Below are 22,764 nucleotides of genomic sequence, written 5' to 3' on the forward strand. Positions count from 1 at the left end.
TATATAGCTTATGCTTTTTGACCTATTAGGATTAGTAAATTTTGATAGAGGTTGCTTGATCGTTAACTGCAGAACCTACGTAAGAACTATTTGATGTAAAGGTCCATTTTGTACCTGTAAAATTATCATTTTGATAAAGCTCCACAGTCCAGCCGGAAGGCACCTTTAAAGAAGATATCCAGTCATTTGGAATTCCGGCAGCATTAAGTTGAGCCATGGTGTAATTTCCTTTTGGCAATGCTACTGAAGTTCCGCCATAATTAGCATCTTGATAGAAAATAGAATTGTTAACAGTTACTGTTTGATAGATTTTCCCAATGCTTGTAAGATTATCGTTGCTATCATATAAAGATGAGTATTTTGTAACCGGATCAGTAGGACATTTATCCATAAACCATGCATATCTTTCAACGAATGGAAGACTCTCGAGCATTGCGACTACACTCTGCATATAAGAATCTGCAGCTTGTTGAGATACTGGGGCACTAGTTGGAATTCCCCATGCATTTATGTCTACTGTACCTAGTTCTGTAATCCAAATTGGCTTTTTATATTTGTTATATACATTAGTTATCTTAGTCTTTATATCATTTATTGAATTAGGGTTTGTGAAGTCAGGATAGAAGTGAAGGGCAATAAAGTCAACTCTGTACCCTTTGCTGTTAGCTTGAGTCATGAAGTTATCAAGCCAGCCATTATCAGGCGTAGTAGGCGCAGGGCTTCCAAGACGTAAACCAGTACTCATAAGCTGAGGCCAGTAACCTATTGCCTCATCAACAGACATAGCTGCTTGACCAGCTAAGTCAGGCTCGTTGAAAGCTAAAAGATTTTTAAATTTACCTGAAGCTTTACCTTGAGTTAGAGCAGTAATATTCGAGGAAGTTACATAATCTCTTCCCCAAACCATAGGTACATACTCCATGTTTGTAGAAGTTGTAGCACTGTAGTTAGTTGACCAGTTATAGAACCAGCCTACATTAAGGTCACTAAGTTTAGTAAGATTGTTGTTACAGTAATAGTTAGAAGCAACTCCTTTTTTTGATACACTTCCAACCGCTAATGCCTTTTCTGGTTTGAAAACACCGAAAATACCTACTTGCCCTATAACAACTAAAGACGCTAGTGACAGTAGTAATGATCTTTTTTTAAATACTTTGGTGATCATTTTTATAATCCTCCTATTATATATTTTTAATCTATTTTAAATTTTAATAGATTACAGTGGTGAAAATTAAAAGATTTATATAAAGAAAATTAGTAAAGCTTTAAGAGAGTTAAAAATATATAATCTAATGAAAAAAAGATTCTATTGATGTATTTAGATATGTAATTACTTAATCTATAATCACATAAAGAAGCCAGCATAATTTTGACTTAAGTATAATCATTTGAGTTGTTTATATAGATTTAAATAAAGAAATCTTACAGTTAATAAATGTACTTTATTCTTATATTAGTAGTTGTAAACTGGATTTTCGTATTTGAACGATTTAATGATAAAGAAGAATAAATCATAAATTGAAATATGTAAGAAACAAACGAAAGGTGTATTTGGTTATTTTTATGTTGATAAAAACGGGAAATGTATCGTTTTCACAGAAAATATTATAACATAAAAAGTGGGGAAGTACATATAAATTGGTAACAAAATATAAAAATAAAAAAACATAAGTTTATTTATTATAAAAAAGAGCATTATAGATATTGTGAATATTATTTAAGGGAGTTGAAAAAAATGAGTAAAGTTCTATATATAAAAGCAAATTGTAAACCAGATGAAGCATCAAGAACTTTTAAGATATCTGATAGCTTTATTGAGAAGTATAAAGAAATAAATCCAAAGGATGAAATAATAACTTTAGATTTGTACAAAGAGGATATTAATTTCTTGTCAGCAGAAGATCTTGGATCGGTTTTTGGCCCTAAGAATGAGGAAAGCAAGAAACATCCTGTATTGAAATATGCATATCAATTTGCAGAAGCTGATAAATATGTTATTGCTGAGCCTCTATGGAATCTAAGTATTCCTGCTATACTAAAGGCATATATTGATTATGTAAGTGTTACAGGTATAACCTTTAGATATACAGAGCAAGGACCAGTTGGTATGCTTCAAGGAAAGAAGGCAATAAATATAGTAGCAAGAGGCGGTGCTTATTCAGAAGGTCCTGCTGCAGACTTTGAAATGGGAGATAGATACCTAAGAACGATTTTTGGCTTCTTTGGAATAACAGATTTTACTACAGTAGCAGCAGAGATGTTAGATGTGGTTGGGCAAGATGTAGATGCAATAGTAAATGGTACAATAAATAAGGCTAAAGATTTAGCAAAAGATTTTTAACTATTGTGGAAATAATAGCTTGTACATATATAAATGGATGGTCATTAGAACTATCCATTTTTTTATTCTTTATTAAGGTTAAAACTATAACTGTATTAACACAGTTTATATATTTTATATTTGAAAACGATTTTAAAAGTTGTATATAATAAAATAGATTATATCTTTTAATACAATAATTTATAATTGTGCTCAGTTGAAATTCAATTAATATGTGTTTTAAGTTATTTATCAAAGAATTTCTATATATGTATAAATTGATAGTTAAAATAAGGAGCTTAAATTAAAATTTAAAATAAGAATATAGTATCTATAATAAAATAATAAAGCTTAAGAACATAAGGAGGATATACATATGAGCTTTCCTAAGAATTTTTTATGGGGTGGCGCAGTAGCTGCTCACCAATTAGAAGGTGGATGGAATAAAGGCGGAAAGGGGCCAAGCGTTGCTGACGTTATGACTGCAGGAGCACATGGAGTTCCAAGAGTTATTACTGATGGAGTAATTCAAGGAAATAACTATCCTAACCATGAGGCTATAGATTTTTATACTCACTATAAAGATGATATTGCTTTGTTTGGAGAGATGGGTTTCAAATGTTTTAGAACCTCAATTGCATGGTCTAGAATATTTCCTAATGGAGATGAATTAGAACCAAATGAAGAAGGCTTGAAGTTCTATGATGATATGTTTGATGAACTATTAAAAAATAATATAGAGCCAGTAATAACTTTATCTCATTTTGAAATGCCTTATGGCTTAGCTAAAAAATATGGTGGGTGGAGAAGCAGAGAAGTAATTGACTGTTTTGTAAGATATGCAAAGACAGTGTTTACAAGATACCAACATAAGGTAAAGTACTGGATGACCTTTAATGAAATAAACAACCAAAAGAATGTGGATGTAGATATATTCGCATGGACTTGTTCAGGGGTTAGATTTGAAGCTGGTGAAAATAGAGAAGAGATAATGTACCAAGCGGTTCATCATGAGCTTGTAGCAAGTGCATTAGCAATAAAGGCTGGACATGAGATAAATCCAGAGTTAAAGATAGGCTGCATGATTGCTTTTGTTCCAATTTATCCATTCTCTTGTCATCCTGATGATATGATGTTATCTGTAGAAGCAATGCATGATAGATATTTGTTTGCTGATGTTCACTGCAGAGGACACTATCCAAAGTATGCATTAAAAGAATGGCAAAGAAAAGGTTACAACATAAAGATGGAGCCTGAGGATGCCAAGATACTACAAGAAGGAACTGCAGATTATATTGGCTTCAGCTATTACATGTCTAATGCAGTTAAGACTGGAGCTAACGAAGCGACTGATGGATTATCAGGAGGTCAAAAATCAACAGTTAAAAATCCATACGTAAAAGCATCAGATTGGGGCTGGCAGATTGACCCTGTAGGTTTAAGATATTCCTTAAATATGTTATATGAAAGATATGAACTTCCTCTATTTGTAGTAGAAAATGGTTTTGGAGCTATAGATGTTAAGGAAGAAGATGGTACAGTAAATGATGATTACAGAATAGCATATTTAAGAGCACATATAGAAGAGATGGAGAAAGCTATAAACCTTGATGGTGTAGAGTTAATGGGATATACTCCATGGGGATGTATAGACTTAGTTTCCTTCACTACTGGGGAAATGAAAAAACGTTATGGCTTCATATATGTGGATAAGGACAATGAAGGCAATGGAACTCTTGAGAGATCAAAGAAGAGATCCTTTGATTGGTATAAGAAGGTTATCGAAACTAATGGTGAAGATTTGAGCGATAACTAATTAAGAGTAAAATAATTTAAGATATATACAATAAATCAAGAAAGTAAAGCACAGGTTATTTAACAGGTGTCTTTACTTTCTTTATATTTCATTAATTAAATACATAGTAAAATAAGGATTTATCTCTTTAGGTAAATGAATAAAGAGAATATTTTTTAGGAGATATTCCAACAGTTTTCGTAAATGACTTCAAAAAATTACTATAATCATTAAATCCACATTTCTCGCAAACATCATTTACATTAGAGCCGGCTGCAAGCAGTGATTTAGCAATACTTATTCTTCTAGCAGTAATATACTTATTAATTGTAGTTCCAGTAGTAGATTTAAATATTCTACATAAATAAGAACTACTTATATAGAAGTGCTTTGATAAACTTTCAATAGTGATTGGATTACAGATATTGAGGTTTACATAAGTAAGTATATCTTCAACCAATTCATTGTATTTGTAAGATGTATCCTTTAAATCACTCATAGCGCTGGCCTGGTATAATGAATTAATCATTACTAGTAATTCCATAAAGGAACTTTTTTCAATAATATCGCTTCCGTATGCTTCAACAGAATTAATCTTATTCACATAATACATAAATCTTTGTTGCTGATCTTTTGTAAGTGATAACTTATGATTAAAGTGTTCTGGACGATAGGAAAAACAATAATCTAAATCAGTAATTTCAGTAGAAAGATTTCGTACAAATTCAGGATGTACAGATATAACTATTCGTTCTAGCTTCATTTGGTCAGTTTGTGATAAATAATGGCTTTCGTATTGGTTAATTACAAATAAATCTCCTGGATTTATATCATAGAACTTATTGTTTATCAAAAATTGCTTACTTCCACATATAGAATAATATATTTCATAGCAATCATGAACATGAATATCCATACTTTTCTCATCTTTGTAAAGATGGGCAATTGCAAAACTTTTGGTATTCATACACTGTAGCATTGACTCTTTACACGAATTAAGTTCTTTCAAGATAGGTTCACCTCTTTATAATCTAGTATATATTAAAACTCATATTTAAAATTGTCTCATCAAAATCGGTGCAAGTTTCAAGGAAATATATGTAGGAAAAATTTAAAAATATTTAAAATTGTATTATTGATATAAGTATAAAATCGTTGTTCAATAATTGCAATATTTAATATAAAAAATAACAAGAAATTGAAAATGTTAATTGCTATACTTTATATATAAATTCAAAGTAAAATAGAAGGTTTTATTTAATTACTCTAATAGTGCCTAAAAATAAGAATATATAGATTTAAATTTGAATTGGAGGAATTTATAACATGAAGATAGCATTAATTAATGAAAATAGTCAGGCCTCAAAAAATGAAATAGTATATACTGCTCTAAAGAAGGTTGTAGAACCTATGGGACATCAAGTATTTAATTATGGAATGTATAGAACGGAAGATAAGAATTCTCTTACTTATGTTCAAAATGGTATATTAGCAGCTATATTGCTTAATTCTAGTGCAGTAGATTATGTAATAACTGGTTGTGGTACAGGTGCAGGTGCTATGCTTGCATGTAATTCATTCCCAGGAGTTATATGTGGTTATGTAGTAGATCCTTCAGATGCATATATGTTTGCTCAAATAAATGATGGAAATGCAATATCTATGCCATTCGCGAAAGGTTTTGGATGGGGAGCAGAGTTGAACCTTCAATATGTTTTTGAAAGACTTTTCGAAGGTGAAAGTGGACAAGGATATCCAAGAGATCGTGCTATACCTGAACAGAGAAATAAGAAAATATTAGACGAAGTTAAGAAAGTTACTTATAAAGACATCGTAACAATACTAAAGGGAATAGACCAAGAGTTATTAAAGGGAGCAATCAGTGGAGAAAGATTCAAGGAATACTTTTTTGAAAATTGCAAGAATGAAGAAATAGCCTCATATATAAGAGAGATATTAGCTTAGTAAAGATGAACCACTTCGATCCGAAATCTATTTTTAAAACTCTCACGGGTTTTGGTGAGAGAATTTAAAAATAATAAATTTTATTACGAAGTAGTTTATCTATACTAACATAACTTTAAGCAAGTAAATATATATTCAAATAAAAAAATATAAAAAATATAAAAAATCGCTAAGAGATCACTTAGCGATTTTTTTCTAGATGCTTTCACTTATTAAAAAAATAGTATAGAATAGTAAGTGCAGCATTGTTCACGTGAACAATGGCTACTTCATTTGGTTTTAAAACTTTTAATATTCACTGATTAGAGCGAGATGAATGGGTTATCTATAAATAATTATAGAAAAATTATAACGTGATCGGACGGTGACAAATCTTGACTACAGATATGACAAAAGGCAATATACCTAGGCATTTGATTAGCTTTTCAATACCATTGATTCTTGGAAATTTATTTCAACTTACTTACAATGCAGCAGACTCTATCTTTGTAGGTAGATTCGTAGGAACTAAAGCACTAGCTGCAGTGGGAACTGCCAATCCTATTATGAATATAGTTATGTTTTTAATAATTGGTATTTGCATGGGAGCATCTGTTTTAATGAGCGAATATTTTGGATCTGGAAACATTAAGAAGCTTAAGAGGGAAGTTTCAACTACAATGATTGGTGGGTTTATCTTCACTTCATGTATAATTATTTTTTGTGTGGCATTTACTAAACCAATCTTGCGATTAATAAGAACTCCTGAAGAACTTATTCCAGATGCTACTATTTATTTAAGAATAATCTTCTTTGGACTGATTTTCACCTTTTTATACAATGTTTTTGCAGCAACCTTAAGAAGTATTGGAGATTCAAAAACACCACTTAAATTTCTAATGATTTCATCTATTTTAAATGTGGTAATGGATATAATATTTCTAAAGTTTTTTCATATGGGAGTAGAAGGAGCAGCTATAGCTACAGTTACAGCTGAAATGTTTTCTAGTGTTTTTTGTATTGTGTATATATATTTAAAAGTTCCACTTTTACGTTTTTCAAGAGAAGAAATTATACTAGATAAAGCTTTACTTAGAAGTACAATAAATTATAGTTGGGTTACTGCAATGCAGCAAACGTGTCTATATGTAGGAAAAGTATTGGTTCAAGGTGCAGTGAACCCATTAGGCGTACAAGCTATTGCAGCCTTTAATGCAGTTAATAGAGTAGATGATTTTGCTTTTATGCCAGAACAAAGTATAGCTCAAGCAATGACTACTTTTTTGGCTCAGAATAGAGGGGCTAAGAAAAATGATCGTATTAAGCCAGGCTTATGGACAGGACTAAAGTTAGAAACTATTTACTGGTTCATAATATGTGCAGTGATTTTTTTAGGATCAAGGAGCATAATGAAGCTCTTTATCAATGGCAGCGATGATGCTGTTGTAAATATGGGAGTAATGTATCTTGAAATGATGGCATTTTTCTATTTACTACCTAGTTGGACAAATGGAATACAAGGGTACTTTAGGGGAATGGGTGATTTGAAGATAACATTAATGTCAACCTTTGTACAAATGATTGGAAGAGTAATTTTCTCTTACATTTTTGCTCCAAGATTTGGAGTTGCAGGTATAGCATTAAGTTGTGGTCTTGGATGGATTGTAATGCTAAGTTATGAGGTGCCTTTCTTTATAAAGAATATAAAGAAAAGCTAATTTGAATCGTATATAGATATAAAACTAAAAAAGTCTAAATTATATTGGTAAAACGAAAATCAATATAATTTAGACTTTTTTCAAGGTTGTATTAATATACTATTTTTAAACGATCTTTACAACCGTACCTAAAGGTACTAAGCTTGATAACTCCAGTACATCTTTGTTATACATACGAATACAACCATTTGACACATTTTTGCCTATGGAGGCAGGATTATTAGTTCCGTGGATGCCGTAATCACCATTAGGTGCATCCAGTCCTAGCCACCTTACACCAAAAGGACCACCTGGATTTATAGCTTTATTTATTATCTTAAAAGTTCCCTTTGGAGTAGGGGTAGAAGATTTTCCAACTGCAACTGTATAGGATTTGAAAAAGTTACCAGACTTAAATAAAGTTAGTGTATGGGCTTCCGTATTAATTGTGATGCTATAAATTGCCCTGTAATATTGAAAATAGTCATCAGAGAATGGATAATCAAACATAAAACTCCTAAAAAATAATAATTAATATAGAATATATTATTATGATTAGTAAAATTGAGTGAATATAAGTTATAGATGGATTACGAAGTAGTTCATCTATATAAAATTAATTAAAAAATATAGGAAAGTAGGAATAATTTATGATATTATGTATATATATGTATTAGTTAATAGTTATTATTGATTAAGTACATCTATCAATGAATGGAGTACTGCTAGAATTTATATTTTAATAGTGGAGGCTTTGATCTATATACTTAATTGGGCACTTTGTATATGGTGAGCGAGTAGTGCAACCGGCCAACTTATAATAGTAGGTCGGTTGCATTTTGAGTTTTTTGGAAATTTTGAGGGGGATAAAATTGAAGAAGTTTATAATATTTTCAATCATTACGATCTTGCTACTTTTTTTAGGATATAAGTACTTGTTTTTAGTTAGGAATCAAGTATCTATATATAAGGAGAATGGAGTTTCTTATATAGCAAAGGTTGATAGTAAGTCTTTTTATATATACAAGTATGGGAAATGGGAGAAATCTTTTATTAAAGGAGTAAATATAGGAGCTGCTAAACCAGGCGCTTATCCAGGGGAACTAGCAATAACTAAGGATGAGTATATGAGATGGTTTAAGGAGATTTCAGCCATGAATGCAGATACTATAAGAGTATATACAATTCTTAAACCAGAGTTCTATGATGCTTTATATGAATATAATAGGACTGCAATAAAACCATTATATATTTTTCAAGGGGTTTGGGCAAATGAAGATGATCTAAAAAAATTTAAAAATACACATAACCCAAAGATTAAGAATGGATTCAAAGAAGATATAAAGACGCTTGTAGATATAATTCATGGAAATGCAAAACTATCGGCTAAAAGTGGGTATGCTAGTGGTAATTATACAAAGGAGGTATCCCCTTATGTTATGGGATGGATACTAGGAATTGAGTGGGACCCTGAGCTTGTAAATAACACTAATGCTATTAATAAGAATATAAGCGATTATAATGGTAAGTTCTTATATACTGAAAAAGCTTCTCCTTTTGAAATTTTCTTAGGTGAGTCAGGAGATTATGCAATACAATATGAGACTGAAAAATATAAAATGCAAAGGCCTGTGAGTTTCACTAATTGGGTTACAACAGATGTGTTAAAGCATCCAAATGAACCATTGGAGACTGAAGATATGGCTGAGGTTAATACGGAACATATAAAGAAGAAAGACACTTTTAAATCAGGGCTTTTTGCAGCTTATCATATATATCCGTATTATCCAGATTCTATGAATTATCAACATGAATATTCAAGCTTTAAAGATGAAAATGGTAAAGTAGATACTTATAAGGCATATTTAAAAGACTTAATTAAAGAACATACAGTTCCTGTATTAGTTGCCGAATTTGGTGTTCCTGCAGCAAGGGGAATGGCGCATAGAAGTGTTTATATGGGGTACAATCAAGGGAACTTAGATGAAAAGAGTCAAGGGGAAATGGATGTAGCTATGCTTAAGGATATATATGATGAAGGATATGCTGGAGGACTTATATTCACCTGGCAAGACGAATGGTTTAAAAGAACATGGAACAATATGGATCTTGATATAGCTGATAGAAGAGCTTACTGGTCCAATACACAGACAAATGAGCAGGAATTTGGGATATTAGCTTTTGACCCTGGAAATAAGGAAAGTATATGTTATGTTGATGGTGATGTATCAGATTGGAAGAAGGATAAGCCTATAATAAGCGATGATAATATGAAGATATATACTAAAAGTGATGAAAAATATCTATATATTATGGCAGACGTTAAAAATTTTAATTTTGATGAGGATAAGTTACTTATTCCAATTGATATAACCCCAAAGTCAGGTAACTTAAAATATAAAGACTTAAACATAGAACTAAAAAGACCTACAGATATGATAATAGCTTTAGATAAAAAAGCAGGATCTAGGATAGTTGTGGATGCTTATTATGATTCTTTCTATTATATGTACGCGTACAAGGCACTTAAGAAAGATGGTACTTCTATGATAGATAAGAATTCAACTTATGAGAAGAAAGATACAGGAATCTTTAATCCTATGTACCTTTGTTTAAATAGGCAGCTGTATCTTCCACAGGACAACAAATCAATTCCCTTAGAAAAGTATGAAACAGGAAAACTTGTTAAAGGAGACGGTAATCCAAAGAATAAGGATTTCAACTCTTTAACGGATTTTTCTGTAAACAAAGATAAGATAGAGATTAGGATACCTTGGCAGTTATTAAATGTTATGGATCCTTCTTCAAAAATGATCATGGATAATTTTTATGAGAAAAAAGATATAGCTCCGTTAAAAATAGATGGATTATATGAAGGTGGAATTTTAATTAGGGACAATAAGGTAGTTGATAATAGTGAAATGAAATTATATAGCTGGAAGGAATGGGAAACACCCACTTATCACGAAAGGCTTAAACTTTCATATAACATTATAAAAGATGCATTTAAATCTATAGGATATTAGAATCAGTTTCAAGCTTTAAATCATTATTACATTTACATTAAAATTTGAGGGAGGTTATTATGGATCAATATGTATATATATCAATAGGATTTTTTTCAATAATAATAGTATTACTGTATTTCTATATATTTTATGAAAAAGTTATAGAATTATATAAAAATAAAAAATTAAATAAACATGCACAAGAAATAATACCACTTATTGATTCTATCGTCAGTGGAATAACAGCCGAAGGACTAAATTATAATAACTTGGAACAGATTAAAGTATTAAGTAAGGATAAAGATAAAAGAGGAATAATTGAAGAAAGAATGCTTTATCATTTTGAAAATAAAGATAAAAACTATTTTAGTAAATTAACTAAAATATGCGAAGGCATTGATATTATAAAATATGAAATTGCAAATTTAAAAAATAGAAATTATTTTCATAAGGCATTAGCTGCAAAAAACTTAGGGGATTTGAGAGGCGAACAAGCTATTAAAGCCCTACTTGATGAAGTAAATACTTCAAATAGTGATTTAAAATATAATATTTTATTAGCACTTGCCAAAATAGGAGATGAAGATTCTTTTATAAAGGCTTTCGAAGATATAGATTCAGCAATAATTTTAAGTGAGAGAAGTTTAATTGAAGTAGTTGATACTTTCGAAGGTGACAAAGAAAAGATTTATAGATATATGATCAATTCAGATAATAGTTTCATGGCTTCCGTATTCATAAAGTCAGCCGGTAATTTAAAATATCAGATACTTAACGAAGATATTTCAAAATATCTATGCAGTGAAAATAAAGAACTAAAAATTTCTGCAGTAAAGGCTATAGGAAGTATGGGAGATGAAGTTTATCTTGATACAATAATAAGTCTCTTACAAGATAGTGAATGGGAAGTAAGAGCAGTCACTGCGAAAATTCTGAGTAACTTTGATAGTGACAAAGTGCTCACACCATTAGCTAATTCACTAACAGATGCACAGTGGTATGTAAGATACAACTCAGCCACAGCTATACTTAACCATAAGAATGGAATAAACATAATATCATATGTATTTCAAGGTGAAGATAAGTTTGCAAAGGATATTATTATTTCAGCTATAGAAAATTCTCAAAATGGAGTTCAATTATTTGAGAATTCAAATGAGCCAGAAAGAATGGAATTAGTAAGTCAAATAAACAAGTATAGGAATTCTAAACACGAGGAGGCTGTAGTATGAACTTAACCATAATAAAAGAGATAATTATAGATTTTAATAATTTTGTACTATATTATGTTTTAGCTATTAACTCAATATACTTTATTCAATTAGTATTGTCAGCCTTTAGTCTATATGACTACATTAGAAAGATGCATTATTCTGATTACAAGAAATATACAAGCTCAACAAATATGATACCAATATCGGTGCTTGTACCTGCATATAATGAAGAGAAAACAATCGTAGATAGTATAAAATCGCTTTTATCACTTAACTACCCATCTTTTGAAATAATAGTAGTGAATGATGGATCAAGGGATGAAACCTTTAAAAGGATAGTTGAGGCTTATGGATTAAATGAAATAAACCAGCCAGTAAGATATTTGATAAAGACAAAAAAGGTTAATGGAATCTATAAAAACTTAGATATACCTAATTTAACTCTTGTAGATAAAGAAAATGGAGGAAAGGCTGATGCCCTTAACGTTGGAATAAACATATCTAAGTATCCTGTATTTACATCAATAGATGCTGATTCAGTGCTTGAAAGCGATTCATTGGTCAGAGTTATAATGCCATTTATTGAAGACAAAGAGACTGTGGCAGTGGGTGGAATCGTAAGAATAGCAAATGGCAGTAATATAAAGCAAGGAAAGGTAAGAGCTATAGGATTACCTAAAAACAATCTGGCAATGTTTCAAGTTATAGAGTATCTAAGAGCCTTTTTAACTGGTAGAATGGGATGGAATGCTTTGGGATGTCTTCTTATTATATCGGGAGCCTTTGGTGCCTTTAGAAAAGATGTAGTTATAGAGGCTGGGGGGTACGTGGATAATACAATCGGTGAAGACATGGAGTTAGTGGTTAAGATTCATAAGAACTTGAGAAAGAATAAAATTAAATATAAGATAAAGTTTATACCAGATCCAGTTTGTTGGACACAAGCACCTGAAAAGATAAAAGATTTAAGAGGACAAAGAAGAAGATGGCAGATAGGACTTATGGATAGCCTTTTTCGACATAAAGAAATGTTCTTAAACCCTAGATATGGTGTAGTAGGATTATTTGGAGTACCATACTTTTGGATTTTTGAAATGCTTGGTCCAGTAATAGAGATTCTAGGATATATTTTTATTCCTTTATCATATGCGTTTGGTTTATTAAATACATCATACTTTATATTGTTTTTAGTGGCATCTATACTTTATGGAATAGTCCTTTCAATAGGTGCAATTCTCCTGGAGGAATATACCTTTAGTAAGTATCCATCCGTAAAGCAGCTCTTAAAGCTTTCGTGGTATGGAATCTTAGAGAACTTTGGATATAGACAAATGACAACACTTTTTAGAATTGATGCCATTATAAGATTTAAAAAGTTTAGAAACAAATGGGGAAAAATAAAAAGAAATAGGTTTAGTGGCGAAGATAACAGAAATACTCAATTAAAATTAAATTAAAGTTTTATCCAGCTAGTGGTGAAATGTGGACTAATGTGACAAAAAAACCTTTAAAAGACCAACATATTTATGCTTGAAATTTATTAATTCATATTACAAAGCTTTATTATTTAGCATATAATAAAGGCACCATAGGCTCTATGGGAAGCGATAATATATAAATATGATTAAATTTTGGTAGATTAGATATGATTAGTATGCATATAAAACCAGGAGAATAATAATTTTTATATGTTAAAGCTTCACATAAGTACATAGTGGTAAAATAAAAAATATAATTGAAAAAGGCAAATTTGTCGAAAGGCAAAGACGCAAAGCTATGGGCCTAAACGGTTATATACCGCATGGTTGCCAGGTTGCCAGGATTCCTTTTAGGACCCTCCCGGCTTTCGATAGGAGGAGTTTATATGTCAAAATCAAAGTTTTTCTTAGCACTATTTATGGCAGTATCTTTAATTATCCCAACACAAGCATTAGCAGCAAATAAGAATAGTGTTAAGACCACTACAGTTAATCAAACTGTAAGCAAGCAAAATTCAACCTGGTTGTGGGATACACAACAGATTGTAAAGAATTCAGATAATATTCTTAATTTTGCGGTTGCAAACAATGTAAAGAACATATACCTTCAGGTGAATTATAGCTTGAATCTTGATTATTATAAGAGTTTTATAAAGAAAGCTTCTTCAAAGAATATAAGTGTACAAGCATTGGATGGTGATCCAGACTGGGTATCAGATGGTGGTGTATATAAGCAACAGCAATTTTTTGATTGGGTGACCAAATATCAAAAATCTGCATTAGCTAATGAAAAATTCAATGGTGTTCACTTAGATGTTGAACCATATTTAAATACTCAATATAGTCAGAATATGAATGGTGTTTTAGCTAATTATCAAAGTTTATTGTTAAATGCAGTGAGCAACACAAATGCTTTAGGAATACAACTGGCGATAGATATTCCATTCTGGTTTGATGGTGTAACTTATAACACAAAGTATGGAACTGGTAACTTGGCTGAATGGATAATAAAGAATGTAAAGAATGTAGTTATAATGGCTTACAGAGATACTGCTGCAGGAACAAATGGGATAATTAGCGTAGTTTCTAAAGAACTAAGTTTAGGTAAGCAATACGGTACTACTGTTACAGTTGGAGTTGAAACTCAGAAATCAAGTGAAGGTGATAACATCAGTTTCTATGAAGAGGGACAAGCTTATATGAATCAAGAACTAAACAAAGTTTATACAAGCTATAGTGGAAACTCAAGCTTTGGTGGATTTGCTATTCATCATATAATGAGTTGGATGGTTTTAAGGAAATAATTATAAGTTTTTAACAGGCATTCTCGAAAGGGATGCCTATTTTCTTTTATTTTTCAGGAAATTTAATCTCCACATAGCTAGTGTGATATGATTATATACAGAAAAATACTTAAATTAGCATGGCTAGTTTGTATGTGTAGGTGGATTAGAGATAAATAGAACAGATAAACTACTTCAGTATTTGAACTTTAAATATAAAGTAGTTTATCTATAGTATAAATGAACATGGAGGATTAAAAATGAATAAAGCTTTTGTATACTCAGAGGATTGCGAGTTTGAACCAGCAGGAGAAAGAGTTCAGAGAAAAATTTTATCATATGGTGATCAACTAATGGCTGTAGAAGTACATTTCGAAGAAGGGGCAGTAGGAACCCTGCATAGTCATCCACATACTCAACTTTCATATGTGTTAGAAGGTGAATTTGAGTTTGAAATTGGTGGGGTCAAAAATATTGTTAAAAAAGGTGATACATTATATAAGCTTCCTAATGTAGTACATGGGTGTAGATGCCTTAAAAAGGGAGTATTATTGGATGTGTTTACTCCGTATAGAGAAGATTTTATAAATAGATAATGGACTGTATAAGGAAGTAAAATTCAAATGACTAATAACAGTAGTATAAATAACAATAATCGACAAAACATATTAAAGTATGTTGAAAGTAATGTGAATAATATGTTAGAATTATATAGATAAAGTCTTTTAAAAGCAAAAACTGAAAAATTTAACTTTTTAAGCAAAAATTAATGAACAACTTTGATATGATTTTTTTATGAAATAGCACAAGTAATTTTTATACTATACGAAAAATTTAATAGTAGGAATACCTATAAAAAGCACCGCTAAAAAGTGATGCTTTTTATATATTGTCAAGATCTATTAAAGTAAGTGTAAATTAGGATATCTAGAAATACAAGATTAAGTTTTGGCTAATATGTGGTAATGGATATAGTTAACTGGATGGTAATGAAACAAAATATTATTGTTGCTATATATTACATTAGTTCATTTATTGATAGGTAGTTCTAAATTAATATTTACTATGATATGATACATTTATGAAACTTGCGAAAAGAATAATAATATGTCGAATAAGCGATTTTACGAGGAGGATGAAATCTTGGATATTTTTCTAGTCATAGGAGTTATAACAGGTCTTCTAGCAATTGTCGTAGGTATGATTGTAAAGGGGGCAAACATAGCTGTATTATTAAATCCTGCAGCAGCAATAATCATTCTAGTTGGAACATCAGCAGCAGTAATGAATTCTTTCCCTAAAAAGGAATTTCTTAATATTCCTAGACTTTTTGGAAAGCTTTTTAAAGGAGAAGGGAAGGAAGATCCTGCGGAAATAATAAAACAAATAGTAGAGATGGCTCAAACAACTCGTAAAAATGGGTTATTAGCACTTGAAAGTACTGTACAAGCTATGGAAAATAAATTTATGAAAAAAGGATTAGAAATGGTTGTCGATGGTGTAGAACCAGCGGATATCGTTGAAGCATTAGAGATTGAAATTGATGGAACGGAAGAAAGACATAGAGCAGGAGCTTCAATATTTACTACAGCAGGTGGTTCAGCACCTACACTAGGAGTTTTAGGAGCGGTTGTTGGACTTATAGGAGCTCTTGGTAACTTAAATGATACAGAGAAACTAGGTCATATGATTGCAGGAGCCTTTGTTGCTACACTTTATGGTATTTTCTTCGGATATGTTGTCTTCCATCCATTCGCATCTAGACTTAAAAGAAAATCCCATGAAGAAATAAGTACAATGAGAATTATACTTGAAGGTATACTAGCTATTCAGGCTGGAAAGAATCCTAAGAGTATTGAAGCTAGATTGATTGGTATGTTAGAACCAAAGGAAAGAGAAAAGGTTATTAGTGCAAATGCTGAAAAGTAAAGGAGATAAATGATGAAAAAGAAAAAAGAACATCATGAAGAGCATGTAGATGAAACTTGGCTTATACCTTATGCGGACATGCTTACACTCCTATTGGCACTTTTTATAGTTATGTTTGCTATGAGTAAAGTAGATTCACAAAAGCTTCAAAGGCTTAGCGCTGAGTTTAATGTTATATTTTCAGGCGGATCCTCTGTAATGTCGGAAGGTGGAACTGATACAACTGCAGCTATTCAATCGCAAGCAGCAAATGCAGGGACCTCGGCAGAGAAATCCAATACTCAAAAAGAAGAAGATACGATGAATGGACTTAAACAAAGCTTAGAATCAGAAATCCAAAGTAAGGGATATGCTGATAAGGTTAAAGTTGAGCTTAATAAGGAAGGTTTAGAAGTATCTATACAGGATGCAGTACTGTTCAATTCAGGGGACGCACAAGTATTACAAGGTGTTAATCCATTACTTCTTGAAATATCAAAAATGGTACGGGGACTAGATAATGAAATCAAGGTTGTTGGACATACAGATAATGTTCCGATAAGTACTAGTAAGTTTAGATCAAACTGGGACTTAAGCGCAATGCGTGCTATAAATGTTATGAATTTTATGGTTGGATCAGGTGGAGTAAGTACTAACAAGATTTCTATACAAGCATATGGCGAATATAGACCTAAGTATAGTAATGATACAGCTGAAGGAAGAGCTAAGAACAGAAGAGTTGAAATTTTTATAATTCGTAAATATGCACAAACTACAGACACAGGTACAACTACAAGCAAATAGAAGAAAGCTTACCATTTTTATGGTAAGCTTTTTTCGTTATAATAATAAAATTAGTAGATTAGAGCTAATGTTTATAGTAAATAGAGAGTTGTTCTCGTAATCATATAAAAATAAACTTTAAAAGTATAAAGATAATTATAGAAGAATAGAATTTACTAATAGTTATGTTTTTGAGAGGTAAAATTGCCAAGAAAGGTATGTCAAAGAGAAATTATAACATCTACATTAGAGAAGCTTAAAAATAAGAGGCTAAAGAAAATAAATCTAATTTGGCTAGAAGCATGCGGTTGTTCAGGAAATATAATTTCGCTTTTAGATGCAGCTACACCAGATGTCTATTATGTTCTATCTGAAATGGTAAATATGACTTACAATAATAGCACTATGGGAGCTGAGGGGCAAAGGGCATTTGATAAATTTCTTGAAACCTTAGATACAGAATTTATCTTGGTGGTAGAAGGGGCAGTTTCTTCTAAAGACGCTGGAATTTATAATATCGTAGCTAATTATAATGGGAAAAGTATCTCAGGGGCAGAAGCAGTAACTCTAGCTGCAGGGAAAGCAAAATATATTTTAGCAGTGGGTACCTGTGCATCATATGGGGGAATTTCTGCAGCAAATCCTAATCCTTCTTCCAGTAAAAGTGTTATTGAGTTTCTAAGCAATCAATCATATCAGACCATAAGAATTCCAGGGTGCCCTGCAAATCCTAGATGGGTGATAAGCACTATAGCTCATCTAATATCATTTGGATTGCCACAGTTAGATTCAGAATATAGACCTTTATTTTTATACGAAGAAACTATACACACTCATTGTTCAAGGAGATCCTATTTTGATAAGAAAATATTTGCAAAACAGCTAGGTGATAAAGAATGTATGTATCAATTGGGGTGTAGAGGTCCTATTACAAGATCAGATTGTGCTTTAAGGAAATGGAATGATAGAGTCAATTGGCCAGTTGAAGATAATACCCCTTGTATTGGATGCGTAAACAAAGGATTTCCAGATGATATGGAACCTTTTATTAATTTTCAATCAGGAGAAAAGTTATGAGTGAAAAAGTTGTTATAAATCCTATTACGAGAATAAGCGGCTTTATGCAGATTGAAGTAACTATAGATAAGAACGTCATAATAGATGCCCGCAACAATGGTTTTTTGTTTAGGGGATTTGAGGAAATGCTAAAAGGAAGATCGCCTTTTGATGCTATTTATTTTACTGAAAGAATATGTGGGATATGCTCTACTGCGCATGGATTTGTATCTGCTGTTGCCTTGGAAAACGCTTTGAAAATCCAGCCTGAAGAGAGTGGGAGTATAGTTAGACAAATAATGCATGGATGCGAATTCTTACAAAATCACATAAGACATTTTTATCAATTTACTTTACCTGATTATGTACAAATAGATATAAACCCAGTAAACGATAATAATGGACGAAAATATAAACTACCTAAGGATTTAAATACAAAGTTAAGCAATCATTATGTAGAAGCGTTTAAATATAGTAGAGATGCACATAAGATGTTGGCTATATTAGGTGGAAAAGTACCTCACAGTCATGGGATTTTTGTTGGAGGTGTCACAGCCAATGTTTCAGTAACAGATATTATAGAATTAAAATCTATACTAGCACCTATTAAAGATTTTATTAATAACGTAATGTTAGATGATATTAATATTATTTCAAGGTATTACGGTGAGGATTTCAAGAACGGAAAAGGTTATGGTAATTTTATGAGTTATGGAGCTTTTGATAATAGTTTCAATGAATCTGAGACATATGTTAAAAGTGGAGTGATGATAAATAATATAAGATATGATTTTGATCCTACAAAAATAGCCGAGGATTCTGTTTATACCTATAGCCCAAGTTCCATTGGGGGTGGAAGTACACCTTCTAATACTAATAAGAAGGATCCTTATACATGGGTTAAGGCAGCAAGATATGATGGAATGCCAATGGAGGTAGGGCCACTTGCAAGACTGTGGATAAGTGGGAAATATAATAATGGTGTATCTACATTAGATAGGGTTACAGCTAGAGTTATAGAAGTTAAGAGAATATGCGATATAATAGAAAAACTTTTAGAAATTATAAAGCCTTTAAAAGCTACTCAGCAGATATGGGAGATACCACAAAGTTCTGAAGGAACAGGTCTTAGAGATACTACAAGAGGTGCATTAGGACATTGGATTAGCATAGCTAATCAAAAAATTGATAAATACAATATAATAACACCTTCTGGATGGAATATATCACCAGAAGACTCTAAGGGCAATAAGGGCGTTATAGAAAAAGCTCTAATAGGAACTTATATTGAAGATATTAAAGCTCCTTCTGAAATTGGAAGAATTGTAAGATCCTTTGATCCATGTGTTTCTTGTGCAACTCATGTTATAAGTGATAAATATAATGATTTTGTTATGAGGATAGTATGATTAAAGTTATAGGTATAGGAAATATATTAATGTGTGATGATGGAATTCCAATGAAAATAATTAATGCAATTGAGCATAGGCTTCGAAGATTAGATTTAGATATGCAATTTATAAAAGCTGAAACTGATTTGGATTTTGCACTAGATTGTTTATCAGACGACGATTTAATATTTATAATTGATAGTACTTATTTTGGTGTAGAGTGTGGAACTGTGACTTTAATTTCATTAGAGGAGAATGAACAGTATATTAAATCATCATCATTTATGCATAACAAGAGTTTAATTTCAGAGATTAGAAATACTAAACTTAATATAAGCGGCTTTATTATAGGAATAGAAGCAGATCAGATATGTTTTAGCTTGAGCTTATCGAAAAAGATGGTGAAACAGTTTGAAAATGTATGTAATGAGGTGTACGAGATAATTAAAGAGAATTGTACAAGTTTAATATCAAAGTGAGCTCAAAGGTATCAATAAATAAGTAATTAGTAAAAGTAGATTTTGGTTAATATATTTTAATAATTAAGGTGTTTTTATAATATATTAACCTTATTTGGATGTTTTATCTTGGAATTTTTGATAAGATATTGTTAAGGTATATTGTGCTGACAATTATTCTGAAAATATAATGGGATAAGTTGTCTTACCAATGATTATAAATAATGTAATATTATCAAAAGTTTGATCTTTAAACAGCAACTTGGATCGTCTAATTGATATTTGATTACTTTTGATAAAGGGAGAAAGAATAATGAACGGATTAGTAGAACTATTAATGAAATTTTGGTACTTATGGATTTTAATGATTTTAGCTTTAATGCTAGACCTTTTTATGCCAAGAATTAAAGGGTTACTTGGTGAAAAGTCAGTAGAATTTCATTTATCTGGATTAGACGATAGTAAATATAAGATAATTAAACACATGATATTAGAATTAGGGGAAAAAACTGTACAAATAGATAATATTGTTGTATCAAACTTCGGTGTTTTTGTAATACAAGCTGAAAATTATAAAGGAAAAATTATTGGAGCAGAGTTTGATGAGAACTGGAAGCAAAGATTTTATGTAAGAACAGAAAAGTTACATAATCCGATATGTGAAAATCGCAAGAATATAAAAGCTTTACAGCAGGTGTTAAAAGAGTTCGATGGATTAAAATACATTCCTATTGTAACTTTTACAACTAATGCTGATTTGCAAGTTACATCTAATACCGATGTAGTTTATACAATTCATTTAGTAGAAGCAATTAAAAAGTATACTGAGGAAATAATAAGTGATATTGATAAAAAGAGAATTTATTCTAAACTTATGTCACTAAATATAGATAGTAATGATATATAGATGAACCATCGTGTGTTCAGAAAAGGCAGATGCGCAAAAAAAATCCACTGAAGAAGATCACTTTAGTGGACTTTTTACTTTATGAAAAAGTTAGAGCTTGGTTTGTAGTGATCATACGGCAGAATTAATAGGAGAACCTGCAAGTACTCTTGGTTTGATAAAAGGAAAATCATTTGAGTTTAAATAAGGAGATAAAAAATAGTTTATCTTTAATTTAAATATAACATCATTAGATTGTGTGGTTCTTGAATAGTCTATTTTACTGTAAGAATATGAAGTTATATCTGGAATATCTCTTAATGCATATTCAATATCAGCAGATAATAAAGAACTATTTAAATATCTTAGGTTTATGCTATTTTTTCTGCTTTTTACTGCAGAGAGAAGTTTACTTTTTAACTCAATTGAATCATGTACTGTATAGTCATCAGATAAATAAATTAATCCTAAGTCAGTAAAAAGTTGAACATAAAAAGCAGAGTTTTTGTCATTAGCAGTAAGTTTAAGTCTTATTGAATTGGAAAAATCAGTTTTAGAGGTTGGGTAGGCTTTTATCCATGAATGATTAACACTTATTTGAGAATCAGTAAGATTATAATAATCATAATTGATTGAATTCGTTAAATCTGGTATGGGGTCATCCAAGGTAATATCAAGATGATACCATATTCCGTCAAGGTTAACTAAATTCCATGTATGTGCCTCACCTTTAGAAATACCTTCTATTATTTTTGTTGGGATACCAACTTTATTTAACATTTTGTATGCAAGTAAAGAATAACCTTGGCATACAGTTTTATAAGGATAAATTAGAGCATCATAATCAGAATGATTGGTTAACGAAACATCATATTGAACATTTTTTACTATCCAATCATGAATTTCTTTTTCCTTCTCATAATTATTCATATCTGGTGTTATAATCTGTGCAAGTATTTTATTGACTTCTTTTTCTATATACATATCTTGAGTTAATGTGTTCCAATAACTAAAAGTAAACTTTATGGTAATAATATTTCCATTGGCTAAGGCTGTATATCTATAGCTCTTACAAGTGTATTTAAGATAATCATCTTTATCATAGATATTATTTATGATGTTTGAAACATCTACTTTTATAGTAGAGGGATCTCCGATATAGCTTAAGTTGTATGTGGTAAGCCTAGAATGCATTGCAATATTAAGCTTAGTTTGTAATTCTTGTAGATTAAATGGCAAGTATGTTTTTGCATGGACTGTTGAAGTGTGCAAATATAAATAAAAACAAAAGATCAAAACAAGCTTAATAATATTACATTCAAAATATTTTCTCAAGAATAATCCCTCCTTCTTTAGTTAGTAAACATTTTTTCAGTATTTCATTAAATATAAAACTGTTTTATTAAAACTTTATTATGAAAATTTTGGAAATATGGTATCGATATATATTAATCTTCGTATTAATATATATCGTATTCATTTAGCTCTAATTCACTTGTAAATTTTATGCCTTAATACATAAGTTTTATTGATTGTATTAAAT

19 protein-coding genes and 2 riboswitches are annotated in these 22,764 nt (G+C 30.8%); of the genes, 15 read left to right on the forward strand and 4 right to left on the reverse strand.

Going from position 1 to position 22,764, the window contains the following annotated elements:
* Positions 1–31: 31 nt before the first annotated feature.
* On the reverse strand, positions 32–1,165 hold the full coding sequence (locus bsdtw1_RS02885; protein WP_183276095.1) for a glycosyl hydrolase: 1,134 nt from the start codon (positions 1,163–1,165) through the stop codon (positions 32–34).
* A 570-nt stretch (positions 1,166–1,735) separates the two neighbouring features.
* Here bsdtw1_RS02885 and bsdtw1_RS02890 point away from each other — a divergent pair.
* Both bsdtw1_RS02890 and bsdtw1_RS02895 read left to right on the forward strand, forming a co-directional pair.
* The gene (locus bsdtw1_RS02890) at positions 1,736–2,341 is read left to right on the forward strand and encodes an FMN-dependent NADH-azoreductase (RefSeq protein WP_183276096.1); all 606 of its coding nucleotides are present in this window, start codon (positions 1,736–1,738) and stop codon (positions 2,339–2,341) included.
* 355 nt (positions 2,342–2,696) lie between these two features.
* A complete protein-coding gene (locus bsdtw1_RS02895) occupies positions 2,697–4,136 on the forward strand; it encodes a 6-phospho-beta-glucosidase (protein ID WP_183276097.1) in 1,440 nt (479 codons plus the stop codon).
* 127 nt (positions 4,137–4,263) lie between these two features.
* Here the strand turns inward: bsdtw1_RS02895 and bsdtw1_RS02900 are convergent, their stop codons facing one another.
* Positions 4,264–5,124 (reverse strand): AraC family transcriptional regulator, encoded by an 861-nt coding sequence (locus bsdtw1_RS02900; RefSeq protein ID WP_183276098.1) that lies wholly within the window; start codon positions 5,122–5,124, stop codon positions 4,264–4,266.
* Between the two features lie 317 nt (positions 5,125–5,441).
* Between bsdtw1_RS02900 and bsdtw1_RS02905 the strand changes: the two genes are divergently transcribed.
* Together bsdtw1_RS02905 and bsdtw1_RS02910 are read left to right on the forward strand one after the other, a co-directional pair.
* Positions 5,442–6,080, forward strand: coding sequence for an RpiB/LacA/LacB family sugar-phosphate isomerase (locus tag bsdtw1_RS02905; RefSeq protein WP_183276099.1), 639 nt, complete (start codon positions 5,442–5,444; stop codon positions 6,078–6,080).
* 374 nt (positions 6,081–6,454) lie between these two features.
* Entirely contained in the window at positions 6,455–7,777 is a 1,323-nt protein-coding gene (locus tag bsdtw1_RS02910) for an MATE family efflux transporter (protein WP_183276100.1), read from the forward strand.
* 105 nt (positions 7,778–7,882) lie between these two features.
* On the opposite strand, the gene bsdtw1_RS02915 is transcribed toward bsdtw1_RS02910, so the two are convergent.
* Positions 7,883–8,266: a L,D-transpeptidase gene (locus bsdtw1_RS02915; protein WP_183276101.1), complete on the reverse strand. Its 384-nt coding sequence runs from the start codon at positions 8,264–8,266 to the stop codon at positions 7,883–7,885.
* Between the two features lie 229 nt (positions 8,267–8,495).
* Positions 8,496–8,577, forward strand: a riboswitch (cyclic di-GMP riboswitch).
* Between the two features lie 51 nt (positions 8,578–8,628).
* On the opposite strand from bsdtw1_RS02915, the gene bsdtw1_RS02920 reads away from it, so the two are divergent.
* The 11 genes from bsdtw1_RS02920 to bsdtw1_RS02970 all read left to right on the forward strand — a co-directional run bounded on the left by bsdtw1_RS02920 (position 8,629) and on the right by bsdtw1_RS02970 (position 21,242).
* Complete coding sequence (locus tag bsdtw1_RS02920) at positions 8,629–10,782, forward strand: family 2 glycosyl transferase (protein ID WP_183276102.1); 2,154 nt, start codon at positions 8,629–8,631, stop codon at positions 10,780–10,782.
* 59 nt (positions 10,783–10,841) lie between these two features.
* Complete coding sequence (locus bsdtw1_RS02925) at positions 10,842–11,996, forward strand: HEAT repeat domain-containing protein (RefSeq protein WP_183276103.1); 1,155 nt, start codon at positions 10,842–10,844, stop codon at positions 11,994–11,996.
* The gene (locus tag bsdtw1_RS02930) at positions 11,993–13,435 is read left to right on the forward strand and encodes a glycosyltransferase family 2 protein (protein ID WP_183276104.1); all 1,443 of its coding nucleotides are present in this window, start codon (positions 11,993–11,995) and stop codon (positions 13,433–13,435) included. Before bsdtw1_RS02925 ends, bsdtw1_RS02930 begins: the two co-directional genes overlap by 4 nt.
* Positions 13,436–13,711: 276 nt before the next feature.
* Positions 13,712–13,799: riboswitch (cyclic di-GMP riboswitch) on the forward strand.
* A 43-nt stretch (positions 13,800–13,842) separates the two neighbouring features.
* Complete coding sequence (locus bsdtw1_RS02935) at positions 13,843–14,760, forward strand: amidase (RefSeq protein ID WP_183276105.1); 918 nt, start codon at positions 13,843–13,845, stop codon at positions 14,758–14,760.
* 239 nt (positions 14,761–14,999) lie between these two features.
* Complete coding sequence (locus bsdtw1_RS02940; RefSeq protein ID WP_183276106.1) at positions 15,000–15,335, forward strand: cupin domain-containing protein; 336 nt, start codon at positions 15,000–15,002, stop codon at positions 15,333–15,335.
* Between the two features lie 547 nt (positions 15,336–15,882).
* Positions 15,883–16,668 carry a flagellar motor stator protein MotA gene (motA, locus tag bsdtw1_RS02945; protein WP_183276107.1) on the forward strand — a complete coding sequence of 262 codons (786 nt, stop codon included), beginning with the start codon at positions 15,883–15,885 and terminating at the stop codon, positions 16,666–16,668.
* 12 nt (positions 16,669–16,680) lie between these two features.
* On the forward strand, positions 16,681–17,451 hold the full coding sequence (locus bsdtw1_RS02950; protein WP_183276108.1) for a flagellar motor protein MotB: 771 nt from the start codon (positions 16,681–16,683) through the stop codon (positions 17,449–17,451).
* Between the two features lie 183 nt (positions 17,452–17,634).
* Positions 17,635–18,507, forward strand: a complete 873-nt coding sequence (locus tag bsdtw1_RS02955) for a hydrogenase small subunit (protein WP_183276109.1) — start codon at positions 17,635–17,637, stop codon at positions 18,505–18,507.
* Positions 18,504–19,895 (forward strand): nickel-dependent hydrogenase large subunit, encoded by a 1,392-nt coding sequence (locus tag bsdtw1_RS02960; RefSeq protein ID WP_183276110.1) that lies wholly within the window; start codon positions 18,504–18,506, stop codon positions 19,893–19,895. Before bsdtw1_RS02955 ends, bsdtw1_RS02960 begins: the two co-directional genes overlap by 4 nt.
* Positions 19,892–20,356: a hydrogenase maturation protease gene (locus bsdtw1_RS02965; protein ID WP_183276111.1), complete on the forward strand. Its 465-nt coding sequence runs from the start codon at positions 19,892–19,894 to the stop codon at positions 20,354–20,356. Before bsdtw1_RS02960 ends, bsdtw1_RS02965 begins: the two co-directional genes overlap by 4 nt.
* A gap of 292 nt (positions 20,357–20,648) precedes the next feature.
* A complete protein-coding gene (locus bsdtw1_RS02970; RefSeq protein WP_183276112.1) occupies positions 20,649–21,242 on the forward strand; it encodes a nuclease-related domain-containing protein in 594 nt (197 codons plus the stop codon).
* Positions 21,243–21,353: 111 nt separating this feature from the next.
* Here bsdtw1_RS02970 and bsdtw1_RS02975 read toward each other — a convergent pair whose 3' ends face one another.
* Positions 21,354–22,556, reverse strand: a complete 1,203-nt coding sequence (locus bsdtw1_RS02975; protein WP_183276113.1) for a transglutaminase domain-containing protein — start codon at positions 22,554–22,556, stop codon at positions 21,354–21,356.
* Positions 22,557–22,764 lie beyond the last annotated feature (208 nt).

The sequence above is a fragment of the Clostridium fungisolvens genome (assembly GCF_014193895.1).
Classification (GTDB): domain Bacteria; phylum Bacillota; class Clostridia; order Clostridiales; family Clostridiaceae; genus Clostridium_AR; species Clostridium_AR fungisolvens.